The sequence below is a fragment of the Armatimonadota bacterium genome, from assembly GCA_016223145.1.
Classification (GTDB): Bacteria; Armatimonadota; Fimbriimonadia; order Fimbriimonadales; family Fimbriimonadaceae; genus Nitrosymbiomonas.
Genome location: JACRPN010000008.1, coordinates 236,103 through 254,113, shown reverse-complemented (window position 1 = coordinate 254,113; position 18,011 = coordinate 236,103). Strand labels below are relative to the sequence as shown.

Here is an 18,011-nt window from a genome sequence, read left to right as displayed (position 1 = left end):
CGAAGCGGCTACTCGCTCGCAGGCGCGCCGGCAGCTTTCTGAAGCTCTTGCCAAGGAAACCTTCTCGGAACCGCTAACGGCCTACCCGCCAGCCCACCCATCATGATGTAAGCGCGGCGGGGGACATCAGAAGTGTTGGGCGGCGCGAAATGGAGGGTCCGGCCCCCGTGAACGGTGGCCTCCCCGGCCCTGAGCGGCACAGCCACCACGCCTTTCGGGTCTGGACCAGCGAGCTCCAGGCCATGGACCTTGGGGTCGTTGCCGATCGGCTGGTGCGGGAGGATGTCGAGCCGATGCGATCCGGGCACGAAGCACATGCACCCCGACCGCTCGTCGACGTCCTGCAGTGGCAGCCAGATGCTCAGGGACGAGTGTTCGAGCTCGGGCTCCCAGTAAGCCTCATCTTGGTGCCATGGCGTGGCCACCCCATAGCCGGCCGGCTTGAGGATCGCGTGGTCTCCCCTCCAGTCGGGCTCTCGGCCCAGAAGCTGTTCCAGCACCCTTCCCGCGTTGGCCCAAGCCAGGGTCTGGCGGAGCTCGGGGCGAAACTTGCCCGGATCGAGCACTTGGGGAAGCTTTGGCTTGGCGCTCTCGCGCGCCGCAAGGTCAAACCGCATGCCCGTGTCGGCGCCCTCCTGCCCGGCGAAGAGGTCGTCGTAGACGGCCCTCATTTGCGCAAGTTCCTCTGGTGTGCTCAGGTTTGGGAGCTTGAGGTAGCCCTCGTCGTGGAACTGGGCGACATGCTCATCGGAGAGCTCAACGGATGGCGACATGGTGGGCAGAGTCTACCGACTAACTTCTGCTCTCCCCAATGGCAAGTGCACGTTGGCGCTGCGGCTCGAAGGCAGCACACTCCGCCCTCATCCGTTCAGTAATCTCGATAAGCGGCGTCTGAGCCTCGATTGCCTCCCTCAGCCACGCGTTCCCCGCCAGGATGTCGAACGGCAGCTTCTCGAACTCATACTCGTAGGGCGGCTTGCGCCAGAAGCTGGACCCCTTGGGCCACTGCCGCAGGCAAGCCTGCAACGCGGCCACCGCCGTCAGTACCGGCCTGAAGGCCATGCGATCTGTCACGTGCAAAAAGGCCCCCTGACACGCCTGGCCAGCGAACTTTTGGAACGTCGGTTGGAATGACATCGGCCTGAACAGACACCCCAACAGGCCTAGGCCGTCGAGCTCTTCGGCCAGCTTCCATCCATCGAAACCCGGTGCGCCGAAGATCTCGAATGGGCGCGTCGTTCCCCTTCCCTCGCTCAGTTTCGTGCCCTCCAGCAGGCACATGCCGGGATACACGCGGGCGGTTTCGATGGATGGCATGTTCGGCGACGGCATGACCCAGTTCGACCCAAAGTCCTCAAACTGCATCGCACGGTCCCAGCCCTCCAACGACAGAACTTCGACCACCGACCTCGGATAGAACTCTGATTGCAGGTACCGGGCGATCTCGCCCAAAGTCATCCCGTGGCGCATGGGCAGCGGGTGCAGCCCCACGAAGCTGGCGAACTCCTGCCGCCCCACGGTCCCCTCCACCTCGATGCCTCCCAGAGGGTTCGGCCGATCAAGCACCAAGATCGGCAGTCCCAGAGACTCACAAGCTTTCATGCACAGCGCGAGGGTCCAGATGAACGTGTAGTACCGGCTGCCGATGTCGGGAAGGTCCAAGGCCAGCAGATCAAGCCCGGCCAACCATTCCGGCTTCGGTTCCCGGCGCTCACCATAGAGGGAATAGAAAGGAAGGCCGGTCCGAGCATCGACGCCGCCCTCCCACTCGATCATGTTGTCTTGCTGCACGCCCCAAGGGCCGTGCTGGGGGCCAAAGACGGCGGCGACCTTGAGCTTGCCCTGGCGGTGCAAAGGGAGCAAGAGGTCGAGGAAGTGGGTGAGCCCGGAATTGACGGTGGCCTGGTTGCAGACGACGCCGATCGTCTTGCCAGTAAGCTTCTGGAAGTCGCAAACCACCAGGCGGTCAAGTCCTGTAAGGAGGCTCATTGGGAGAAGAGGCTACCCCGCTGCGGGAGGCAAGAATTGTGCGGCATTGGCGCAACGGTCTCCCTCCCCAACCCCTCCCTCATTTACGAACCAAAACGAGGGAGGGGCTAAGAGGCTAGTCGTCCAGGTGCTGTTCGCCCTTGCGCTGCTGGGTCCCGCTGCGGCGTTTGATCGTGCCGTACTGCTCCTCTGCGGACTGCGCCCTCGTACGCCGGTCTTGGTCCTGCGCCATGACCTTGGCCCGTGCCAGTTCGTGCGCCGCGATGCCGAGCAGCGTGCTCTGCTCGCCGCGCGTCTTGGCCAGCCAGCGGTCGATCACATAGAGGATCGGGCTTGCGTTCCAGATCGAGGAGTACGTTCCCGAGATGATGCCGAAGAGCATGACGTAGTTGAAGAACTTCAGGTCTGTTGTCGCCGAACCGATGGCGATCAGCCAGATGAGGGTCATGATGACCGTCGAGGACGTGTTGATCGATCGCGCGATGGACTGGGTGATGGACTTGTTGATCAGGTTGCCGATGTCCTCACCGGGCAGGTGCCGGCGGAGGTTCTCGCGAATTCGGTCAAAGATGACGATGGTGTCGTGGGTGGAGAAGCCGATCATCGTCAGCATCGCCGTGATGAATAGCGAACTGATCTCCCAGCCCATCGCCATGCCGAAGATCGCCGCAAGGCCAAGCACCACGAGGACGTCGTGCAGCATGGCGCCAATCGCGGCGACACTGAATCGAAGGCCAATGGCAAAGCCGCCCAGGGCGAAGCCAAACCGGATGCCCAAGTAGAGCACGATCAGCGCGGCACTATAGATCACGCCAAGAATGGCGTTTCGCACCGTTTCAGCCTGCACCATCGGGCCGACCTCGGTGAACTCGATGATCTCGCTTGGCTCGTAGCCTGACGCGGAAGCGACCTTCGCCTTGGCCTCGTCGGTTTTGTCTCCAATGGCCTGCCCGGGGGCCGTCACCTCAAGGAAGTCCACGATCCCGTCGTTGCCGATCCGGATGTTGGTGCCCTTAATGCCCCCCGCTTCGAGGCTTGATTGAACCTGGTTCATCGTCAAGTGCTTCGAAGCGTTGTTGAACTTGGCCGTGTAGCCGCCGCTGAATTCGACGTTCGGCTTGATGCCGCCCATCGCCAGCGCGATCGCGCCGGGGATGATCGTCAAGATCGAAATGGCAAAGAACCAGTTGCGCTTTTCGACGATCGCCAGGGGCTTGTGCATGGCGCCCGCTTCCAGGTGCTCACCGAACCACTGCCGGCTCAAGCCGTACCACTTGGGATTGGCCCCGAGGCCGGATCCCACGAGGAAGTTCAGCAGCAGCCGGGTGACCGTAACCGCCGTGAACAATGAGATCGCCACACCGATGATCAGGGTCGTCGCGAACCCCTTGACTGGGCCGGTACCCAACGCCAGGAGGACCAGGGACGTGAGGATGGTACAAGCGTTCGAGTCGAAAATCGCCGGCAGGGCGCGCCGGAACCCGAGGTCAATCGAAGCCTGAAGGGTCTTGCCTGCGCGAAGCTCTTCTTTCAGACGTTCAAACACCAGGATGTTGGCGTCGACAGCCATGCCCACGGAGAGGATGAATCCCGCAATCGCCGCCAGCGAGAAGGTTGCGCCGATCAGCTTGAGCGCCGTCAGCGTGAACAAGATGTAAAGCAGGAGGGCCGTGAGCGCCACCAGGCCCGGGAACACGTAATAGACCACCAAGAACGCGCCGATAACACCGAACGCCACCTGGCCCGCAGTGATGATCTTCTCAAGCGCGTGCTTGCCGATGGTGGGGTCCACGGTCGCGCTGTGGAGCTTTTCGAGCGAAACGGGAAGAGCGCCCGCGTTTAGGAGCGAAACCAGCTTCGTGACATAGGTCGCGTCGAATTCGCCCTCAATGACGCCGGATTCCTTGATGACCGCGCCGTCCTTGAGGGGGGCGATGTTCAGGACGACGCCATCGAGCACCGCCGCGAGGTTCTCACCCTTGTTCTGGTGGATGTAGCACCAGCGCTGCATCTTCTCGCCGCCTTCCTTGGTGAAGTTGAGCTGCGGGATGTACTTGCCGATGCCGTTCTGCTGAGCTTTCGCTGAGGCCAGTTCCGCACCCTGAAGGATCGGCGTGCCCCAGCTCTTGATCATCTCCTTGTACTCGGGCATGCTGGGCTCGATCGTTTTCCCCGTTGCCCGAATGACGAAGCGTTCCGCTGGGCCGCCGTTGTAGGTGAACTTCTCGCGGTCGGACTCGTAGCGCCGCTGGGCGTGAACCGTGCTGACGGTCTTAGCATGAAAATACTGCAACTTCGCCGTGCTGCCGAGCAGACTTTCAGCCTCTTTGATGTCGGTGAAGCCGGGGAGTTCGATGACCCACTGGTCGGTACCCTTCCGCTGAACGGTGCCGTCCACCACGCCGAGCGCGCCCTGGATGCGTTGGGCCAGGATCCTCTCCATCAGATCCATGTTCAGGGTCTTGCGCTGTTCGTCGGTGAGCTCCTCGAGCTTCATGCGGTAGGTGAGCTGGACACCACCGGTGACGTCCAGGCCCATTCGGGCCTTTTGGGTGGTGTAGAGCCAGCCAGACAGCCCCGCAAGGCCGAGCACGATGAAAAGAAATAGATAGCTGCGTGAGCGCAAAGTCGGGTTCTCCAGGTTAGGAATAGTGCGCCGTAGTATACCGGGGAGGGTCCCGTCCGGTCCCCACAAGTACAAAGGAGGGGGCCGCCGGACTGCAAATCACCACTTTCAGGGCTATCTGAAACCCTATGGGTATCCCTGCCGGACCGTGTGACGTATCATGAATATCGCCGTTCGGCCATTGATAGGGAGTTGCCCAGTGAAGAAAGGTGCCTTTACGCTGATTGAGCTTCTGGTCGTGATCGCCATCATCGCGATCCTCGCCGCGATCCTGTTCCCCGTGTTCTCACGCGCCAAGGAAGCCGCGAAAAAGACCCGCTCCCTGGCCCAGATGCGCCAACTCTCAGCCTCGGTGATGATGTACGCAGGGGATTACGACGACTACTTCCCTCCAGCCACGATGAGGTCGTTCGTCGTGAGCGAGACGCCCACGATCTGGACGCAGATCCTCGATCCTTACGTCAAGAACAAAGAGATCTTCATCCCGGCAGGCACAGACGCCGGTTTTGCCACGGACTGGTTCTCGCGCAGGCACCAGGGAATCGGCTACAGCGACGCCACGGGAGTGGACCCTTATAGCACCGCGACTCCAGGCAGTGCGGGCCCAGGCACGGAGGGATTTCGGAGCGCCGTGAACTTCTCCCAAGCCGAAGAGGCAGCCAGGACCGGGCTCTTCGCAGTAACCGCGAACGGCCCCGAGGGAGACACCACGAGTAAGCATCGAGGCTACGTCTTCAATCCCTACAACGGCATGAATTCGCCCGACGGCGACTACCTGAAGGGGCTGCCCTTGATCAGCGACCGCGACCTGGTCGTCGATCCCAACGACAAGAACTATCCGAACTCGCCAAACCTGCCGGTTCGTGAACTGAAGCCCATCTTCTGCCGCTATGGCGCCGACAAGCAGGGCCACGGAACCTCGCCGATCGTGTTCGCCGATGGGCATGTGAAGGTGTTCACCGCCGACGGACTGAACAAGTTTGGAGCCGTGATCTGGCGGTTTCGATAAATAGCTCGTCTCGCAGAGAGCCCATCGACCCTTGCTGCGGTGGACGGCTCCGCTCCTGCACGAACCAGGGAGCAATCGGTGGACGTTTGTGTGTTCCGATGCGCGCTCATGGATGGATGTGTCTTGCCCTTTGTGGTGTAACCTATTGCCATGCTGCACAAAGCTGTCATCTTTGGCGTGCTCCTTTCGAGCCTTCCAGTCTGGGTTGGGTCCGAAAACTCGTCGGCGTCGTTTCACGTCGGGGCAATGAGTTGCACTTCGTGTGAAAAGGCGATCCGCTCCAACCTCGCGAAGTTCAAACCGGTAGAGGTCGTGCTGGCAGACGCAGGCAAGAAACGCGTCGAACTGAAGTTCGCGCCTGATAAGGTCTCCTTGCAGCAGATTTTGAAGGTGATTGCGGGCAAAGACGGCCATTATGAGGCGCGACTCGCTCTTCAGTATGTCGACGACAAGTTGTCTGCGGCCCAAGCTGAGAAGACCCGTGCAGCGCTCACAAAGGTCCCCGGGGTGCGCGCCGCGAGCATGCCGGATAAAGATCGGATCATTCTGCTCACTTTCCGAGATCAGCCGCCCGCTTATCTTCCAGCCATTCTCAAGGCAGCCGAGGAATCCGGCGGGACGCTCAGGGACCCGGAATCTGCGACTGCCAACTAGCCTCCTGCTCCACAAAACCCGGTTCTGTTGGGAACCCGGTAAGTTTCCTTGCTTTCCAGTGAATGTCGTTATATACTTTCTTGTAAAGATGCCTGGTGGTCCATCGGCCAAAAGGCATTCCAAGGAGGACACAAGATGAAACAAGTTTCGACGCGGGCCGGCCTCATCATGGCCACCTTCGCTATTTCACTGATCGCTTTGGCGGGACCCGCCAAGCATGCCGCTCCCGCCAAGAAGGGCACGTGGCACATCAAGGCCGATTACATCGAGGCCTGTTCCTGTAACCTCTTCTGCCAGTGCTATTTCGCGACTCGCCCGGAGGGAGAGGCCTTCTGCGAGTTCAACAATGCCGTCCATATCGTCAAGGGCAACGTCGGAGACGTGAACCTGGACAACACGTACGTTTGGCTCTCAGGCGACCTTGGCGGGGACTTCAGCAAGGGCCAGATGAAGGGCGCGGTCATCACATTCAACAAAGGAACGACAAAGAAGCAGAAGGACGCCATCGTGTTCCTCATCCAAAAGGTCTATCCCGTCAAGTGGGAGAGCATCAAGATGGACGAGGCCCCGATCACCTGGAAGCGAACCGGCAACAACGGCTACGCCAAGCTGGGCGACAAGGGTGAGGTGAAGCTGGTGGGCAACAAAGGCTCCAACGGCAAGCCGAGCGTTATCAAGAACCTGGTCTATTGGGGCGCCCATAAGAACGACGGCTTCGAGTTGGCGTATAGCACCCACCACTACAAGGGCAACGGCTACGATTACTCACACAAGAACAAGAACGGGTTCTTCATCACGATCGAAAGCAGCGGGAAGATGTAGGTCTGAATACGAGAACACACCCAATGGCCCGATCGGCAAGTTCGGGTCGGGGGTGCCTCGAATTCCCGACTCGAGGTTCTCAGCCCTCAATCTATCTCGCACGCTACGAATTGGGGGAAAGTGATGCCATGCTTCGGCCATGCGGCGCATTTTGTTGCGTCTTGCCGTTCTTGCTTCTGCCCACCCTTGGCCACGCCAACGCAGCCATGAGTCTTGGGCTGAAGATGTGAGACCTCGAATACTGGTTCGCTTACGTACCGCCGCCCTCATATTCGAAGCCCGGATGATCGGGCGCTGGATGAAGATCGGCCGGTGCCGATGCTTGTGGCTGTCGTTCCTAGCGACCCACTTGACGGGTCCGGTCCACGAAAATGGCGCTTCAGAACCACGCGATCTCCGGCTCCGGGGCAGAACCGGAATTCGTTGATGGACTGTCTGGCGCTGAATCGCCGCAAGCGATAGTCTCAAACGAGCCCTATCTCTGCACTCCGTTCCCTTCAACCATGAGGCTGGAGGGTCGCAGTGCCTCGCTTTGACCTCTTCCAGATGGCCTGTCGGCTAAAATCGAGCATGTTCCACTTCCTTCGAGCCACCCATCGATGGATCGGGATCGTCTGCTCGCTGTTTCTGATCGTGCTCGCCTGCACCGGATTCCTGCTGGCACTGAAGAAGCGGTTTGATTGGATTCAGCCCACCGCACAGGAGGGCCAGAGTCTGGCGAATATGTACGAGGTGATCCCGATCGGCCAGGTGGCCGAGGCGGTCTTTGCCGTGGGAATCCCGGAGCTCCAGACCCACGAGGACTTCTACAGGTTTGAGCTGCACGTGTCCAAGAACCTGTTCAAGGTTATGAGCAAGGAGGGATACCACGAGGTCCAGGTGGACGCCCGAACCGGCAAGGTGCTCTCGGTGGGCAGGCGCAACGACAACCTGATCGAGAGCATCCACGACCTGAGCCTCTTTGGAGACCCGACTCACGACTGGGGCCTGCCGCTTGTTGCGCTAGGCCTTTTCACCTTGGGCTCTTCCGGCATGTATATGTTCTCGGTCCCGCTGGTGCGGCGAGCTCGGTTCAGAAGGCAGCAGGCGAAGAGAGCGGGGGCGGCCGACGGCTAGCCATACCCCCCGGGTACAGCCGGACTCCGGTCGATAGGCCCGTTTTCGTTGGGCATTGTCGAAAGAACCGACCTGGTGATCGTACTAGGCCTATCCGTCACACAGCCCTGGACTGTCACAAATGTATTGCTCGCGACAATACACTCGTATTCGCGCAATGCGCGCGATGATTGCCATATAGGGCAAAGGAGCTAAGAATGAAGATTGGATTGAGGGCCAATAGGGCCTTAGCGCTTTCGCTGGCGCTCGGAGTAGTGGGAGCTGCCTACGGCCAGATCGGCCAGGGCGTCTATGTTGTCAATACCGGACACGTCATCGCGACGTTTCAAGGAAGCTCTGCTGGATATGACAGCGAGCTATATCTCGATCAGGCCGGTGTGGGGCCGATCTTCCCGAACCACTCGACCTCGGTCGGAACGACCTTCGATCTTGGCATCTTCAATGCTGGCGATGAGTTGATCTTCCGACTGCGCGTGGTGAATACTGGAGATGACTGGAAGACCGGTGGTGGCTACCGAAACGCGGACGGCTTGGCGCATGCCAACATCGTCATGAACTGGAATAACACCGGCGAAACGTGGGTTGGCTTCGAAGACCTCTATGGTGGTGGCGACCAGGACTATGACGACCACACCTTCTCGTTCTCGAATACGGCCGTGCCCGAGCCTGCGAGCCTGATGGTTCTTGGCCTTGGCGGTCTGGCGCTCATTCGCCGAAAGCGATAGGCAGAAGCCTGCCAATAGTGAAAGCGATCATCCGCTTCCAGGTTGCTGAAAGCGGATGATCTGGACGGCGGTGACTTTTTGCCGCTGTCGAGCAGGCGACCTGTCGCCGCGATCACCCCAAATTGGGAACTTGGGACAAGCCCAAATTCGGAAGAGGGTTTGGAAAGCGAGGTTTGAGGTCTTGGTGTGGGAGTGCGCGGGCTTGAGCGCTTTGGAGTGCGGTGACTTGTCAACGCAGTCCAGAAGGCCCGGGTAGGCAACCAGCAAAGCGAGCTTGTTTCCGTTGATTGCAGCCTTGTACGCAAACCAACAGAGGGTAGGCTCCACCGCCATGCAGCGTTGCACTTGGGCGATCTTCGTATTGGCCGTTGGCGTCACCTTGACCTTTGGGCAGGCCAGATTCGAGAACTCAAACGCCATCACGCCTGAACGCCTCAAGGCGCACTTGGAGTTCATTGCCAGCGACGAAATGGAAGGAAGAGGCACGCCTTCACGCGGGCTCGAAACGGCGTGCCTTTACGTGGCCACCCAGCTCAAGCTCTGGGGCGCCAAACCTGCAGGAGACAACGGGACGTTCTTCCAGAAGTTCAGGCTGGTTCGAACCGTGCTGGACTCGGGTGCCAGCTCGCTTTACCTTGGAACCAAACGTTTGCAAGCCGGAGAGGGCTTTACCGATGGCGCCAACAATGGCTCAGCATATGGGAATGCCGTGTTCGTCGGGCACGGGTACCGCCTGGGCCGAAAGGGCATCGATCCCTATGCGAACGTCACTGTCAAGGGCAAAATCATGGTCGTCACCGACGGCTATCCATTGGGCATGAATTCGGGCGACTTGAACTCCGATCCCGGTTCAAGCGACCTGACGCCGAAGCAGGCAGCCGAGCGCTTTGGGGCGGCCGGAATCCTGATGATCCGCAGGACCGATTTTTGGGCTACAGCCCGGAGCCAGAACCTCCCGACCCACTTCTACTCTCCCGAATCCGCCAAGCCGGCGCCCAAGATCGGAGTTCCGCTCATGGTCGCCGGGCCGAGGTTGATCGAGGAGCTCTTCGCAGGCGAACGCGTCAGCGCCGAACAAGTTACCAAGGCGCTCACTGCAAACGTGTCGAGCTTCGAACTTTCGCCGGAGAAGCGGCTCTCCTTCAACGTCGTGGAGAAGGAGGAGTTCGCCACCATCAACAACGTCGTCGCCATCTGTCCAGGCAAGGACGCGAAGCTGAAGGCGGAGTTCGTCGGTCTGGGGGCGCACATCGATCATGAAGGGACCAATCCGGCCCGAATCGGAGACCAAATCTATAATGGCGCGGACGACGACGGCTCCGGGTCGGCCGCGCTGCTCGAGATCGCCCATGCCTATCTGACGGGAGCCCGGCCCAAACGGTCCATGCTCTTCATCTGGCACACCGCCGAGGAGCCAGGCCTCTGGGGTTCGCAGCACTTTGTGGACCACCCGGCGATCGACCTCAAGAAACTGATCACTTACATCAACATGGACATGATCGGGCGGAGCAAGCCGTTCGGCTCGAAGGATCCCGTCCACATGAACCTGACCGAGCCGGACGAAGTTTACGCCCGGGGCCTCACAAAGATGAGCTCAAAGCTCCAGCAAACGGTGGAGGACGTGAACAAGCGCTTCCTGAAGCTCCGGCTCAACTACGACGAGGAAGAGTGGATTGGCTCGGGCAGGGTCGCAGGGGGAAGCGACCACCAGAGCTACTTCAAGAAAGGAATCCTCACTTTCGACTTTCACACCGGGCACCACGTTCAGTACCACCAGGTGGATGATGAGGTCGGCGCCATCGACTTCGAAAAGATGTGCAAGATCGCGAAGACGGCCTATGCTTCGAGCTTCGCGATCGCCAACCTCGCTTCACGGCCGACGATTGACCGGCCGCAGACAAAGCTGATCATTACCCCGAACTTAATCAAGCTGTCTGCCGGGGCCAAGCAGACCTTTTCCGCGAGGTTTGAGCCATCGGAGGGGCACACCGTCGTTTGGAAGCTGAAAGACCCGACCGCCGGGACGATTTCGCCTGACGGCGTCTTTGTGGCTTCCGCAAAGGTCGGCCGGTATATGGTTCGAGCCGAAAGCGCGAGCAACCCCCGCATCTACGGTTGCGCGACCGTGCAAATCGCTCCTGAACCCGTGAAGGCAACCGCGCCACCGCTGACGATTCCGCTCAACCCTCGCCTGATGAACGGCGACCTTGAGCTTGGCGCATTGGGAGCCGCCCCTCAAGACTGGCATCTGGTGCCGGCCTCCAAGGACGATGGGTTCGTTGCCGAGGTCTCGTCAGACGGCCCGAAGCAGGGCGCGCAATGCCTCGCCGTGTACCTGAAGGGCGGACCGGGAAAGCTCTTTGCAAACGTCCGACAAGCCGTTGACGCAAAACCGTTCCGGGGCAAGACCGTGAGGTTCCGGGCCGCCGTTCGCGTGGAGCCCGGGCAAACGCCAAGCCGAGCCCAGCTCTGGATTCGCGTGGAGGGCACGGACCGCCAGATCCGAGTCTACGAGAACATGGCGGCCACGCCCATCACTTCAAAGGACTGGGCTTACTACGAAATCTCCGTGGCGGTGGCTGAAGACGCGGAGGTCCTCCAAGTGGGGATGCTTGCGTTCGGTGACGGCAAAGCCTGGCTCGACGACGCAACCCTAGGTCTCGACGAAACGCCCGCCCTTTCTGTAGCGAACAGCGCAAGGCAACCTGCCGATGCCCGGCTTCAGATGGCCCCCGCTAAACAGATCGCGGCTTCCTAGTACGACGCTTCCCCCGGCGGAAGCAAGACAGAGTTACGAACGTAGGTGCTCCCACCTGTGGATTGCGGAGCCTATCGAGAGCCATCGCGTATTCAGTAGTGGGACTGGCGCAAGGACTTCGAAACGGCACCGTTTGCGACTGCAATCTTCGATCCGCCGACAAAGCGCGATGAGTGCCTATGGGCTATTCACGCCTCTTAGCGACGAGTAGACCGGAATGCGCTGCCGCCCGGCCCGCGAGTCGCATCGGACGAGGAAACCAGACCAGAGTCGCCGGTACTTTTGCCAGAATTATCGTGTGACGTACATGCTGTGTCAAATCGTGGCTTACACTCTACAAAGTCGGAGAGTTCTCTGACACAGGGCTTTTTAGCCTGCTTGAAATGGAGAAAAGGGATGAAAAGAGTCTCATTAGTATTGGTAAGCCTTGTGTTTGCCGTCACCTCAGCACTAGCAACTGTAATCGACACCTACCCGTATTGGGACGGAGGCATTACATCTGGTTGGACGACCGTTGGCCAGTCTTTTGACGCGGCTGGTTCGGTGATGACCGACTACCAGTTTGCCATCGAAGGCGGCAGCGGTTCCCTCACCGTCGAAGTGTACAACTGGACTGCAGGCTTGGGCCCGACCGGAGCTGCGTTGTATAGCACTGTCGTGGCGTGGCCAACGACTACGGGAGACGTGGTGCTGAGCGGTATCAACGTTGCCATGACTATGGGTGGCCACTACGGGGTGGTTGTGGATGGCGTGGGTCCGTCGAGCGTTCACTGGATGGGCAACACTCTGGGGAACCCAACCGGCGACGGCTATTGGGGCTACGGCATCGGCGGCCTGTCGATCTTCGACGGCCTAAGCACCCAGTTCAAAGCCACCTTCGATGTCGTACCCGAGCCGGCATCGATCGCCGCTCTCGGACTTGGCCTCGTGGCGGTTATGCGCCGACGCGCCAAGAAGTAGGCAGACTATCGCCAAAGAAGCAGCATGGCACGCGCCGCGTGCCATGCTGTTGCGCCCCGCCAAGCCACTCGGTAGCCGGATACCTTGCTTCGTAACGCCCCAATGGGCGAGGTTGGTCCTTTCGCCAAACCGTCACAATGACAATAGTCTGGCTGCGGACCCGAGTGGCACGGCACGATACGGCGATTCCACGAGGCTGATAAGGAATTCCTCGGCCCACTGGGCGGATCGAGGGTTCCAACGGGCTTGCGGGAGTGGGCCCGGGTGCCTTCTAAATCAATCCTTCGCCCAGAACATCTTGCCCGCTTGCTCCTGGATGACCGCCTGCTTCAGCACGTCGAGCGCTTTGCGCAGGCCCTCCATGCTCGTCATCAGGCCGTCCTCATGCTCGATCGAGAGCACGTGGTCGTAGCCCACCATCCGCAGGTTCGAGCAAAAGTCCTTCCACCACTCGATACCGTGCCCGTACCCGACTGAGCGGAACACCCATGAGCGCTTGATAATGTCGCCGTAGCTCTTGGTGTCCAGGTTGCCGTTGCGGCCGGAGTTGTACGGGTCGATGCGCGTGTCCTTGGCGTGGACGTGGTAAAGGGCGCCCTCGGCGCCCAGCTCGCGGATCGCTGCGATGGGATCGATGCCCTGCCACCAGAGGTGCGAGGGGTCGAAGTTCGCGCCGATGGCGTCGCCGTTCTTGCCGACGCCGTTGCGCAGCTTGAGCAGCGTGTCGTTGCTGTAGCACACGAACCCGGGGTGCATCTCGATGCAGAACTTGACGTTGTGCGCCTTCAGAAAGGCGGCCTGCTCGCGCCAATAGGGGATCACGCGGCGCTTCCATTGCCACTCGAGGATGTCGCGGAACTCGTCCGGCCAGGCGCAGGTGACCCAGTTGGGGTTCTTGGCTCGGGGACCGTCGCCGGGGCAGCCTGAGAAGCCATTCACACACTCGATGCCGAGCATCGAGGCCAGCTTGACGGCGTTCACAAAGACGTTGTGATGATCGTCGGCGATCGCCTTGACCGGATGGATCGGGTTGCCGTGAACGCTGATCGCGGAGATCATGAGCCCGCGGCTCTCGACGTCCTTCATCAGCTTGTCGCGCTCAGCCTTGGATTCGAGCAGCTTCTGTACTTCAAGGTGGGCGCTGCCCGGATAGGCGCCCGCGCCGAACTCCACTGCCTGGATCCCTTCCGCCTTGACGATGTCCAGGGTCTCGGTGCGCGACTTGTCGCCGAAAAGTGCCGTGAAAATGCCGATCTTCATACCATCTGGATTCTATCAAGGAAGGCGGTGGTCCTGCTGGAGCGCCTTCATCCCTTTCACCAGAGCCTTGGAACCTACGGGCCTCATCCGTAAACGATTTCGTCAGGAATCCCGTCTCAATCTTTGATGCCGCAAGCGCGGCGGGAGGGGATAGAGATGCTCATCGTCAATCTGATGGCCTCGGCGTGGCTCATCGGGCCCATCAGCGTCGAAGAGGTTGCGATTCCGGTGACCAAAGTCGCCTCAACCTACTTGCTCAGCAGGATGTCTCGGCCCGAGGGACCGCCCGTATTGCCAAACGAAACAGTCAAGTGCGGCCTGGTTCCAGACTTTGAGCTTAGGGCTGATGCTCGCCGAAACGAGGTCGTTGCCAAGGGTCCAAAGGAGAAAGTGGATGAATTGCAGCGGGTCATCGCCCTTTTCGATGAGGATCCCATGAGGATCAAGCTGCGGGTGATGTACGACATACCGCTCTTTGGGGTGAAGGCCGACTCAACACTCACCCTGACAAACAACGCGGAGACCAAGTTCTCAGAGCCGTCCGCAGATTTCGAGGCAAAGATTCGGATGAGGATCAACCACGACGGAACGATCACGGCGTTCTTCGAGTTTCGTCGAGCCGGGCAAATGAAGGCCGTTGTGAGCAGATTCAGGGCCGGCGAGTCCATGGCTGGAGACTCGGACACCTGGGCGAACTTCGAGTTCAGCCACGAGCCAAGCTCGGCAGAACTGCAGAAACGAGGCATCGGCAACTTCGACCGTTCAATCCTCAGTGAAAACATGACGCCCACGGGCTTCTGGTTCTGGTGCACAGCCGACGTGATTCCGCGCAAGCAGTCCATCAAGCAGCTCCAGCATTGATGCGAGTTCAGGAAACCCGTCAAACGCCAAGGATCAGGGTTATGAAGTGCCTTTGCCTGCTTTCGTGCGCCGCGGTGGTGCTAATGGTGGGCTGCGCCGCTCCCGCCAAACCCAGCGAAGCCGAGGTCGCACAGGCACGGCAGTCGAACGAATACACCCGCGACATTGACAAGACCCATGCCGTGGCAAACGATCAAAGCTCCCGCGAAGACGACCCGGCGCTACACTAAGGCCATGCGCCTTTCCCTCTGCAAGCTCGTCCTCGACCTCGGCACCAACGGCGATGGACTGCCGGTGATTTGGGGGCTGGTCAACCGCATGGGCCGCGCCGAATACCCTTCGCCCTTTCCCCGCACCAAGCTCGCCATCGAAGTGGAGACGGACATTGACGACGCCGGCCGCGAAGGGACCCTCACCGCCCAACTCATCGACGAGGACGGCCGTGTGCTCTGGAAGCAGGATGGGTTGTTCAAAGCGGCGCCGATGGGTGTGGATGGCTTCAGGCCCCTTCTTGCATTTGATTTCGAGGGCTATCCCGTCATCCCGGCAAAGGGTACGTACCGCTTTGACGTGCTGTTCGAAGGCGAAGTGCTGGGTTCGGAGAGAGTGGTGTTTGAGTGAGGTTATGGTGGTGTTTGGGAGTGCGCGAGCTTGCTCGCGCTTTGACCTTACGTTGAGCATTTTGGGAGTGCGCGAGCTTTCTCGCGCTTTAGGTTACAGGAGATCCCACAACTCCAGATCATAATCAGAAATGTCGTCGCCACCGATGAGCTGGCCGCATGCGCCTTCAAAGATCGTCGATCATCCTGGCACCTACATCATTACGGCCGGCACTTATCATAAAGAGCACCTTTTCAAAGATTCAGAAAGCCTGAGGCTGCTTCACGACACGCTCCTCTCGGTCGCCGAAGAACAGGGCTGGCAGCTCCAGGCATGGGCGGTATTCTCCAATCACTATCACTTGGTTGGCTTTTCCCCAGATCGTCCGAACGCTGTAAGGACACTAACCAGCAAGGTGCATGGGCTCACAGCGATCGAGCTCAACAAGCGCCAAAGCGCAACTGGAAGGCAGGTCTGGTATAGAAGCTGAGACACCCGGCTCACTTACGAGAAGTCGTACTTTGCGCGTCTGGCCTACGTCCACAACAATCCAGTCAAGCACGGCCTCGTCCGTATTGCCAGCGAGTACCGTTGGTGTTCTGCCTCATGGTTCTTTCTCAAGGCGGACCGCCCCCTCTATGAATCGGTGATGGGTATGGACACGTCGCGAGTCAAGGTGTTTGACGAGTTCTAGGGAAAAGCGCAGGCAAGCCCGCGCAATCCCACAAGCTAGCTTCGCGCGGGGCTATCTTCCAAACTGCTTGTTGTCTCGAGTGCGAGTCAAAGCGCGGGCAAGCCCGCGCACTCCCAAAAGCGTCTCTCCCAAAGGCGCACAACCAAAGCCAACCTACTTCTTCTTCAGAGGCTGGATCAGGCCCTTCCCTTCCTCATACCAGATCAGCTGATCCCCTTCGTCCTGAGTCTTGCCGAACACTCCGCGGTCGTCCTTGCGGTTCTTGCCGACGCCCCAAATCTTGAAGCCGTTCCTCAGCGCCTTGTACTGCAGCGGCTTGGCGGCGATCTCATCGTCACCCACTAAGGCAATCTCGGAAAGCGCTTTCGGCCAGCGGTGGTGCTCGGCGTGATAGGCGAGTACAGCCAGAAACGCTCTCGTTTGCGCTCGCATGGTCCGATAGCGGAGGATGCTCTCCTGCCCGCTCCTCGCGGAGGCTGGGGCGGCCGAATCGAGGGCACCAAGAGCACTGAGCACCAGGTCCGGGCTTATCTCCTGCTCGTCCAGCTTGTCCAGACCTTTCAGGATCTCGGGGCCGCTCTTTCCGGACCGAACCACCCTCAGCACTTCTCGCCAGTACCGGATCGTTCGTGCCTCGCCCGCTTGGATCAGCTTGGGATTGGTCGCGAACGCCTTCTCCATGGGGCTCACCTCCATGATCGGGTCGTTCACGATCTTTGGGATGTCGCGAATCGAGGTCACGTCCGCCACGCAATCGGCCTTTATGGCGGAAACGGGGTCGAGGGGTGGGGTGAGACCCTCAACGAGAGCAAGCTGCGCAAGTTCTTGCGGAGTCTTGCGGCAGAGGACGGCGATCTGGCGGATAGCGGCGTGAGCATCGGTCGCGCAGGCCATTCCGACCAGCATCTGAATGAGTCCGGGCTCGTCGGCGGTATGGGCAGCGACCTTGAGCGCCGTTCTCAGGTCGTCTTCTGCCCCAGAGAAATCCTTGGCCTGGGCCCTCAAGATGGCCCGCAAGGCGAACAGCCTGGACATCGTCTTGAGGTCTGCCAGTTCGGGCAAGAGCATCACCAGGCCGTCGTTCCAGTTCCGGTGGAAGTCACACCTGGGCTTGAGGACCGCCCCTTCCGCAAGAGTGAGCGGCTCAGCGTAACCCGACAAGAGGTCCTTGGCGGGAGCAATCCCCGTCTGGTCGCCCTTGAGCAGAGCTCTGGCAGCCGTCATCTTGTCATAGACGGCCGAACGGTTCTTCGTCCTCACCGCCTTCATCTCGGCGATGGCCTTCAGATAGATCGGCGCGGCGTTGTCCTCGTCTCGGACCTTCTCACGGTCGGCGAAGAGCTCAGCCGGAGTCAGCGGCAACCCTTCGGCCTTCGCGGCGGCACGTTCGGCGGGAAGCGACCGGGCGGCGTCCCCGGCAGCAAGATCAATGCCCCGGTCAAGCGCACCCTTCACCGTGAAATAGAGGACGAGAATAGCGAAGACGATCGCGCCGAGCGTACAGCCGAGGATCCAGAAGAGGAGCCTGCGCCGTCGCTTGCGGCGTGCAGCCGGACCGGGGGGTGCTATGACCGGAGGAGCCTCCATTTGCCGTATGATACAGCTATGGGCCTGCCGACCTTCGGCAAATCCAGATTTGCCTCTCTGTTTCAGATAGAGACCGGCATGGATGCCTCCGCCCCGACGATCGGGATGGAGGCTCCCAATAGAGCAGGTCCCGCAACAAAGCCTCCATCCCAGAAGGGGTGGTGGCATCGAGCAGGCGAAGACGACACCTTGCCTGGGGGGCAGCAGTGACCAAAAATCCGTGGCTCGCCTGGATCGCATTGGCGTTCTGCGCTGTGTTTGTCCTGTCGCTATGGGTGCCTTGGTGGTTCCCAAGCCCCTACTTCTCAAGAGGGCAGTGCACGAGCAACCTCAAACAGCTCGTCCTCGGC

General features: G+C 60.1%; 16 protein-coding genes. 11 read left to right on the top strand and 5 right to left on the bottom strand.

The window, feature by feature from the left end:
* Positions 1-8: 8 nt before the first annotated feature.
* The 3 genes from HZC36_06325 to secD form a co-directional block, all read right to left on the bottom strand.
* Positions 9-773: a phytanoyl-CoA dioxygenase family protein gene (locus HZC36_06325; protein ID MBI5706588.1), complete on the bottom strand. Its 765-nt coding sequence runs from the start codon at positions 771-773 to the stop codon at positions 9-11.
* A gap of 19 nt (positions 774-792) precedes the next feature.
* Positions 793-1,989, bottom strand: a complete 1,197-nt coding sequence (locus tag HZC36_06320; GenBank protein MBI5706587.1) for a DUF1343 domain-containing protein — start codon at positions 1,987-1,989, stop codon at positions 793-795.
* A 115-nt stretch (positions 1,990-2,104) separates the two neighbouring features.
* Entirely contained in the window at positions 2,105-4,615 is a 2,511-nt protein-coding gene (gene secD, locus HZC36_06315; GenBank protein ID MBI5706586.1) for a protein translocase subunit SecD, read from the bottom strand.
* 160 nt (positions 4,616-4,775) lie between these two features.
* On the opposite strand from secD, the gene HZC36_06310 reads away from it, so the two are divergent.
* The 7 genes from HZC36_06310 (at position 4,776) to HZC36_06280 (ending at position 12,659) form a co-directional block, all read left to right on the top strand.
* Complete coding sequence (locus HZC36_06310) at positions 4,776-5,624, top strand: prepilin-type N-terminal cleavage/methylation domain-containing protein (GenBank protein ID MBI5706585.1); 849 nt, start codon at positions 4,776-4,778, stop codon at positions 5,622-5,624.
* A 150-nt stretch (positions 5,625-5,774) separates the two neighbouring features.
* Positions 5,775-6,278, top strand: coding sequence for a heavy-metal-associated domain-containing protein (locus HZC36_06305; protein ID MBI5706584.1), 504 nt, complete (start codon positions 5,775-5,777; stop codon positions 6,276-6,278).
* Between the two features lie 135 nt (positions 6,279-6,413).
* On the top strand, positions 6,414-7,100 hold the full coding sequence (locus HZC36_06300) for a DUF1326 domain-containing protein (GenBank protein ID MBI5706583.1): 687 nt from the start codon (positions 6,414-6,416) through the stop codon (positions 7,098-7,100).
* A 570-nt stretch (positions 7,101-7,670) separates the two neighbouring features.
* Entirely contained in the window at positions 7,671-8,216 is a 546-nt protein-coding gene (locus tag HZC36_06295) for a PepSY domain-containing protein (protein MBI5706582.1), read from the top strand.
* Positions 8,217-8,413: 197 nt separating this feature from the next.
* Positions 8,414-8,941, top strand: coding sequence for a PEP-CTERM sorting domain-containing protein (locus HZC36_06290; GenBank protein ID MBI5706581.1), 528 nt, complete (start codon positions 8,414-8,416; stop codon positions 8,939-8,941).
* A 331-nt stretch (positions 8,942-9,272) separates the two neighbouring features.
* Complete coding sequence (locus tag HZC36_06285) at positions 9,273-11,699, top strand: M28 family peptidase (protein ID MBI5706580.1); 2,427 nt, start codon at positions 9,273-9,275, stop codon at positions 11,697-11,699.
* 396 nt (positions 11,700-12,095) lie between these two features.
* Positions 12,096-12,659 carry a PEP-CTERM sorting domain-containing protein gene (locus HZC36_06280; GenBank protein ID MBI5706579.1) on the top strand — a complete coding sequence of 188 codons (564 nt, stop codon included), beginning with the start codon at positions 12,096-12,098 and terminating at the stop codon, positions 12,657-12,659.
* A gap of 276 nt (positions 12,660-12,935) precedes the next feature.
* On the opposite strand, the gene HZC36_06275 is transcribed toward HZC36_06280, so the two are convergent.
* Complete coding sequence (locus HZC36_06275) at positions 12,936-13,919, bottom strand: sugar phosphate isomerase/epimerase (GenBank protein MBI5706578.1); 984 nt, start codon at positions 13,917-13,919, stop codon at positions 12,936-12,938.
* A 156-nt stretch (positions 13,920-14,075) separates the two neighbouring features.
* Between HZC36_06275 and HZC36_06270 the strand changes: the two genes are divergently transcribed.
* From HZC36_06270 to HZC36_06255, 4 genes are all read left to right on the top strand, one after another.
* A complete protein-coding gene (locus tag HZC36_06270; GenBank protein MBI5706577.1) occupies positions 14,076-14,780 on the top strand; it encodes a hypothetical protein in 705 nt (234 codons plus the stop codon).
* A 41-nt stretch (positions 14,781-14,821) separates the two neighbouring features.
* A complete protein-coding gene (locus HZC36_06265) occupies positions 14,822-15,010 on the top strand; it encodes a hypothetical protein (GenBank protein ID MBI5706576.1) in 189 nt (62 codons plus the stop codon).
* Between the two features lie 4 nt (positions 15,011-15,014).
* On the top strand, positions 15,015-15,401 hold the full coding sequence (locus tag HZC36_06260; GenBank protein ID MBI5706575.1) for a hypothetical protein: 387 nt from the start codon (positions 15,015-15,017) through the stop codon (positions 15,399-15,401).
* Between the two features lie 130 nt (positions 15,402-15,531).
* A complete protein-coding gene (locus tag HZC36_06255; protein ID MBI5706574.1) occupies positions 15,532-15,870 on the top strand; it encodes a transposase in 339 nt (112 codons plus the stop codon).
* Between the two features lie 357 nt (positions 15,871-16,227).
* Here HZC36_06255 and HZC36_06250 read toward each other — a convergent pair whose 3' ends face one another.
* On the bottom strand, positions 16,228-17,661 hold the full coding sequence (locus HZC36_06250) for a hypothetical protein (GenBank protein MBI5706573.1): 1,434 nt from the start codon (positions 17,659-17,661) through the stop codon (positions 16,228-16,230).
* Positions 17,662-18,011 lie beyond the last annotated feature (350 nt).